Origin of the sequence: Rhodopirellula maiorica SM1, from assembly GCF_000346295.1 — a bacterium.
Classification (GTDB): Bacteria; Planctomycetota; Planctomycetia; order Pirellulales; family Pirellulaceae; genus Novipirellula; species Novipirellula maiorica.
In genome coordinates this window covers 1-7312 of record NZ_ANOG01000553.1, presented here as the reverse complement: position 1 = coordinate 7312, position 7312 = coordinate 1, and the positions used below count along the sequence as shown (strand labels likewise).

Below are 7312 nucleotides of genomic sequence, written 5' to 3'. Positions count from 1 at the left end.
GGACGTTGCCCCCCCTGTGAGTTGGGAGCGGTTTTAGAGTTCCAGAACGAGATCGTCATTCATCGATTTTTGTAACGTTTGCAGCCTTGCGAAGAGGTCTTTTACGGTCTGCTGCATTGCGGGGTCATCTGCCAAATCGTGCATTTCCAGCGGGTCGTTTTTGATGTCGTACAAACGCATTGTCTTGGCTTTGGGGTAGACGATCAGTTTGTATTTGTCGGTGCGAATGCTTCGCTGCAGATTCAAGTAGCAGCCGTAGACTTCATCGAGCGAACCCGACTCGCCTGCGAGCATCGGCAACACGGAATGAAACTCGACGTATTCGGGTTTCGGAGCGCCCGCCAATTCGAGTGTCGTTGGCATGACGTCTTGCAAGTAAATTGGCTGCTCGATTTTCGCGTTCGCTTTGACACCGGGGCCGACGGCAATGAAGGGGACGCGGACACTGTGGTCGTACATGTTTTGTTTGCCGAACAAACCGTGTTGGCCGACGGCGAGTCCATGGTCGGCGGTAAAGAAGATCCAGGTGTTGTCGGCTTTGCCAGACGCTTCGAGTGCTTTCAAAATGCGGCCAATTTGATCATCCATGTGAGTGATCAGAGCGAAATATTCACCGCGATGGACTTGCACTGCACGTTCGGTGCGAGGGAACGGCCCAAGACGCTCGTCACGCAATCCTTTGCCACAGCCGATAAATTCGGCGTAGGGATACATCGGTTGAAAGTTTTTCGGGACCGCCACCGAATCGCTGGGGTAGCGATCGACGTATTCTTGGGGCGATTGACGCGGATCGTGCGGCGCGTTGAAGGCGAGGTACATAAAGAACGGATCGTCTTGCGAAGCCGCATCGTGCAGGAAGTCTTCGGAGTGATTGGCAACCACTTCGCTCCAGTGAGTGCCGCCTTGCCAATAGCCGCCAAACTTTGGATCCGACGGAGACCATGGATCGCTACCATCCGAGCCAGGCCGGTTGTAACCGGCACGAGTGTCTTTGGGCATGCCGGGGCGAATGTCCCGCGCGACATCAAACGACTTTTCCGCACTCGCGGTACAGTGCCATTTGCCAGTCATGTAGGTGCGATAGCCTGCGGACTTCATCAGCTCGCCCCACCATCGCCCTTGTTCGCGTTCGTTTTCGCTCGTTTTGTGAATCGCATTGGCGTTCCAAACATAGCGTCCCGAGTTCAGCATCGTGCGGCTGGCGACGCACACCGCACCGCTCCACGATCCCATGTTGTAAGCGTGCGTGAACGTGGTGCCTCGTCTCGCCAACGCGTCGAGATTGGGAGTTTGGACTTCGGAGTTGCCTAACCCGGCGATCGTGTCAAAGCACATATCGTCGGCAAAGATAAAGACGATATTCGGCTTTTCCGCAGCTGTCGCCGCAGATGTCAGGATCATTGCGGCAGCGAAGACTAGGACGAAACCTGCGAGCGGACGGCGGGGCATAGGGTGGAGTCTCATCAAGAAGTTTTTTTCGCGGTTAGAAATTCGCGGTTAGAAAATCGAGTGCTGCGTCCGAGTTAAAGTGGAAACGAGCCCCCCAAGGCAGCTGGGTAGGGTGTCTCTCCGCAGAACTTGACGCGTCATTCTAGCCAAAGCGATTCCCATTTTACAGCTCTGCTGCGGGGAAAACGGGGCTTCGCAATGATTTGACGCCATCGGAAGCAGGAAAAAGCGTTCTTTCGGAGGTTCAATCCTTGGCGGCTTACGCTTAAACTAAAGGATGTCGACTGTATCTCTCACTGAAACCCACCCGAATGCGAGCGAGGGACACATCATCTTATTGAATTAGCCACTAAGTCGTCGTGGTTCGCTTGTGATCTTACATCCTTGCTTGTGAACCCATTTCTTGGTTGCCCGTCTATTCACCGTGCTGGCAACCACTCCCAAAAAAGCATCTACGCGACACGAAAGGTGACGAATGAACGGATATGGTGCGTTTAGCGACGACTTTTACTTGAACATGGTTCTCACGACCGAGATGGATTTGCCCAAAGGTCGCGAATCGGTCCTCCATTTTTTTGAACAAATCCGCCGCCGCTACCCGAAGATGCAAAACTTCTACGGCCGCGAGAAAAACGAGTTTGTTTTAGAGGAAGAGAAAGAAGCGGGGGCCTATCGTTGGGTTTCGACCGAATTGAAACGGGTCAACTCGGGAGTTGTGAATCCTGAATCCGCCGCCGCGATCGATGATCTGCATCGCAGCGTGTTGGAGTTGATCCCTTACGAATTGTCCGCCAGTCCGCTGGATTGCGAATCGTTGAGCGTGATGTTCGGATTCGACTTTGCCTACCGCGGCAACCACAACGATATTTTGTCAGAGGTCGTAGGAGTCGCGCCAGGGTTGCAAGGGTTTATGAACTTGCCCTTCGGAAAAGTACTATCGCATGAACCAGCGATTCAATTTGCACTGGACGAAGATTGTCGGACGCAGTGCCGGATCAGCTTTGAATCACGAACCAATGCTTACCAAGTCCGCACGGGCGATTACAGCGAGGATCCGATCAGCGTTTATTTGACGGTCCGTCGTTACGACAGCTTGGGACCGGATGAAACGTATGTCCAAGAATACGATCGACTGGTCGCGCTCGGACGCGATTTGATTGACGAATATTTGGTGGCCAGCGTGCTGAAGCCACTGCAGGATGCGATCTCGCTGCGTTGACTCGCCGCGACTGCAGAAACGCCGACTTATCCAATGCCTCACTCGGTTTGTGAAAAACACAACCGAGTGAGGCTTTTTTTTTGCTGAATCAATACTCCACGATGGCCGTTGCTTTGCGCCCCGAGGTGTTTTTTTTTGCGTAGCATCGGGCTTTTCGGGGCAACCCGCAGGGGTTTTCTTAGGGACCTGTGGTGTTTTGTGGCGTCCCAATTGGCGAATCGCGGGTGAATTTACTTGTTAATTCGCTGAATTCGCTTCGCCGCAGATCATAGTGGCAGTCGCCGATTGGGTGGATTAAGATTAACCCTCACCCTGCCTTTCTAGCAAAGTCCACAGACTTTTCCTTCCCTGATTCTTCTTGCTGCAACGAGGATGTTTCCCTATGAGTCGTCGAACCCCGAGTCGATATGTAAAACGCCGACGTCTTGGTGCTGAATTGCTCGAGGACCGTTGTCTGCTCGCGGCGATCGACCTATTGCCCGTGGTGGGAAATTCGACGGAATTTGACGGAACTACCGTTGTCAGTGCGAGCGGGGGTTCGACGGTCCGTTTCGAAGCGTTGTTGACGGCGGCCGAGCAAGCGGTGCGGGGATTCCAGTTGAATTTTGCCAGTAGTGCTCCGGCACTCGAGATTGACGCGTTTTTCGAGTCGGAAGATTTTCCTGTTCTTATTGACAATGTGATCAACCGGAGCGTGGGCGATTCGGTCGTATCAAGCTCGGCTGAGGCGGCGATCGGGATCCCACCGACTCGCAGTTTGGGAACATTTGACGTCACGGTACCCGATGTAGCGGGCGATTATCGTTTGACCCTTGATGCGATCGTCGGCAACTCGGCGCGGCGGACGTTGGTCGTGGACGGAGAATCCAACGCGCTGCCAATCACCGACTATGGCGACGTGATTTTGCGAGTCAGTGATGCAAGTGAAACGGTGGTGAGTACAACGCTCGCGACGCAATCTCAACTTGAGGATGTGGGGACCGTTACGGTGAATGTGTCACTCTCGCAGATTACCAGCGAAGATGTGATTGTTCCGTTTTCCGTCTCTGGAACGGCGACCGAAGGCGTCGACTTCACTGCGGACGCGTCGCCGTTGATCATTCCCGCGGGCAGTATGTCCGCTGACATTACGTTTACGATCGACGATGATTTGTCGGCTGAATCTACCGAGACGATTGTGGTGACCTTGGGCAACGCATCGGGCGCACTGCTGGGGACTCAGAAGACGCACACTGTCAACATTGTTGATGACGATGACAGCACTCCCATCGCGACGCTCGATCTAGCGGCATCGACCATCCAAGAGAATGCGGGTTCGGCGGCGATGACCGTCACTCTATCGGGACCCACCGAGTTTGACGTGGTGATTCCCTATACGGTTTCCGGAAGTGCGTCGCGTGATAGCGATTTTGTGATCAGCGGCGACTCGCTCGTGATTCCCTCGGGTGAAACAAGTGGGACGATTGTGATCGCGATCACGGATGATTTTGAATTAGAGAATAATGAAACCGTGATCGTCAAACTCGACCCGCCGACCAATGCAAAACTGGGGACGCCGATCCGCCAAGTGTTGACGATCATCGACAACGACGATGTTCCTCCGCCAGCCGTTAATTTTCGTGCTTCAGCTTTAACGGTCGGCGAAGATATCGGCACGATTTCGCTGAACGTGATCTTGTCGAAACCCAGCGATGCGCCGATTACCGTTCCGTTCACGTTTGGTGGTTCGGCCAGTCCGAATACGGATTTTTCAATTTCCGCGAGTCCTCTCGTCTTTGCTGCCGGGCAAACGTCGGCCTCGATCACGGTCGATATCAGTGACGACACCCTTGTTGATGGCGACAAGGTGCTGTTTGTCAATTTAGGAACACCGGTCGGCGCCGTCCTCGGGGACACCCCGACCGAGCAGATTACGATCAGCGACGATGACCTATCGCCTGCACCGACGATCAACATTGAACAATCGACGCTGAGTGTGTCCGAAGGTGACTCTGCGATTTTTGTGACGGTTAGTTTGTCGGAGGTCCCTGAGTCGTTTGTCGAAGTTCCCTTCTTTCTGAGCGGCACCGCTATCAACGGCCGTGATTACGCAAGTTTGACCAACGTGGTTGGATTTGCCGCGGGCGAAACATCGCGAACGATCAAGATCAATGTGTTCGAAGACAGTTTCATTGAAGGGGATGAAACGATCGTATTCACGCTTGGTGTGCCCAGTTTTGGCGAGCTGGGCAGCGTGAGTGAGACGACGATCACGATCACGGATAACGACGTCGAGGGCAGCAATCCGCAAATCGATTTCACCACCGACGAAATCATGGTGTCTGAGTCGTCCATGGCAGTGACCGCCACTGCACGACTGAGCATTTTGGCTCCCGAAGTTATCACGGTGCCGGTGACGATTATCGGCACGGCGTCCAATGGCAGCGATTTCATGATGGGGCAGCAATCGCTGAGGTTCGAGGTGGGGACCAGCACGGCAAATTTGCCGATTGAAATTATCGACGACAGTTTGATCGAAGCAACCGAGACGATCCGAATCAGCTTGACGCCGCCGACGGGATACGACCTTGGGGCAAACTCTACATTGACGATTTCGATTACCGATAACGACTCGTCTGTGCCCGTCGAACCGGTGGTCGATTTTTCAACCGTTGCGCAAACGATCAGCGAAGACGGCGGCAACGTTGCGATCTCGGTCGCGTTGTCGGCGGCGTCGGAATCCGAGATTGTCATCCCGTTTGCAGTGAACGGAACGGCAACGGCGGGAACGGATTACACGATCAGTAGCAGTCCGCTAAGGATTCCAGCCGGTGCGACCTCGGGAACAATCGTGGTGACTGTGATCAGCGATACCGAAAGCGAAGCGGATGAATCGATCTCGGTCACCTTGCAGTCGCCAACCGGTGCCAGCTTGGGAACTGACACCACGCACACGATCACGCTGCAGGATTCCGATTCGTCGGTCCCAAGTCAGCCGATCGTCACGCTCGCCAATGTGACTGAGACGGTTAGCGAGGGCGGGTCGGCGATCAACGTGGCGGTCCAGCTATCGAAAACGAGTGATACGGCGATCACGATTCCCTTTACGGTCACGGGATCCGCAACATCGGGAAGCGACTATACCGTGGTGGTCAACCCGATTACGATCGCCGCAGGCCAAACCGTTGGCAACATCACGATCAATTTGGTGGATGATGCGATCGTCGAAAGCTTGGAAACCGTGGTGGTGACACTGAATCAACCGACCGGAGCGAATTTAGGTGAAAGCACCGTGTTTACTGGTTCGATTTTGGACAACGACACCAGTGGAGGCGGCGGTTTGCTGGTCTCCGCCAACATGGCACGTCCCCAAGTGGTTCCCGCCAGCGGTCAGTCCACCGCGATCTTGTTCGGAGCGATCAAGGACACGACATTGACCGTGGGGCATGTCGGTTCGACATCAGTCACCGCGCAAGTGGTTTTGTATGACGAAGATCTGAATCCGCTGGCCGACGATACGGGCGGTGTTCTGACAGCGACATTAAACGCCGGAGATTTGTACGCGTTGATTGTGAACGCATCCAATGAAGACCAGGTTTTGATCATCCGTTCTAGCGCGGGAAATGATGCCGTCGCCGGGGTCAGCCCCACCAATCTTGTTGAGTCAACCGATGTTGACGCCAGCGGTGAGACCACCACGATGGACGCATTATTGGTCGTCAACCAATTAGGTCGTCAAGGCAGTGTGGAAGGCGAGACCGTGGTGGTTCCGGGACGCTATTACGACGTCAATTCGGATGGCCGTATCACGGCGATGGACGCGTTGCGAGTGATCAACCAGCTATCTCGCAATGTCGCGAACAGCGGCGCAAGCGAATCGCTGGCGACACCGATGACGCTGCAAAGCGAGGGCTCTCGGTCCGCAAGCGAATCCGTCGCGGAGCCATCACAAGCGGTCGCGGAGGCGCGATCCAGCAAGGTGACCACGTTTGCCCAATTGCCGACCACCAGCGCCACGGTCGATTCGGACACAGTCCAAGCGATGGAGACGCAAGTCGACAAGGCGATGGCGGAGCTTGACGATACGCTGCAGTTGCTCGGATAGCCGATCCGGCGTTCCGGCACGGTATTTATAGCGGTGCGGCGCGAGCCGCCCGGTCTAAACCGAACGTTTTTCTCGCTGCGAACGGATGGCTTGCGCTCAATGCCATCTACTTTGGTAGTGGGACTCGCCAGAGTTCCTGGTGTTTCAACAGCAAAGGTGGGGATTCTGGCGAATCCCACTACTTGAGCCCCCCAATGGTTACCAAAGTAGATGGCATTGGGCTCGCGCCGTGCCGCTACCAAAGTTGGTGTCTCGATCGACGGGCTAGCAAAATAGTGTCGTCACTTTGTGGAAACATTCTTTCCACCTGCTTTTGGGGCTTGGAAAGATTCTGTGCAACCGCAGCCAGCGATCCTCCCTGTTTTCAGCTCGTTTAAGGAGAAATTGCACCACGACGGAGTCGCTTGTTGAGTCAAAACATCCAAATAGGACGATTTTTATCGGATTGTGTTGTCATTGGTCCAGCGGTTGCGTTGATCGACCCACCAAGTCGACTTCTGACTTCGAAAATCAACTTATTCAAGGATCGAATGATGCTAGTGCTCAGCCGCAAAGTGGGT

3 protein-coding genes are annotated in these 7312 nt (G+C 54.5%); 2 read left to right on the top strand and 1 reads right to left on the bottom strand.

Annotated elements, in window-relative coordinates; translation table 11 throughout:
• Positions 1 to 33: 33 nt before the first annotated feature.
• Positions 34 to 1401, bottom strand: coding sequence for a sulfatase family protein (locus RMSM_RS17850; RefSeq protein WP_040767855.1), 1368 nt, complete (start codon positions 1399 to 1401; stop codon positions 34 to 36).
• 523 nt (positions 1402 to 1924) lie between these two features.
• On the opposite strand from RMSM_RS17850, the gene RMSM_RS17845 reads away from it, so the two are divergent.
• Together RMSM_RS17845 and RMSM_RS17840 are read left to right on the top strand one after the other, a co-directional pair.
• Positions 1925 to 2668 carry a hypothetical protein gene (locus tag RMSM_RS17845; RefSeq protein ID WP_008699196.1) on the top strand — a complete coding sequence of 248 codons (744 nt, stop codon included), beginning with the start codon at positions 1925 to 1927 and terminating at the stop codon, positions 2666 to 2668.
• A gap of 382 nt (positions 2669 to 3050) precedes the next feature.
• Positions 3051 to 6752 carry a Calx-beta domain-containing protein gene (locus RMSM_RS17840; RefSeq protein ID WP_008699194.1) on the top strand — a complete coding sequence of 1234 codons (3702 nt, stop codon included), beginning with the start codon at positions 3051 to 3053 and terminating at the stop codon, positions 6750 to 6752.
• Positions 6753 to 7312: the final 560 nt, after the last annotated feature.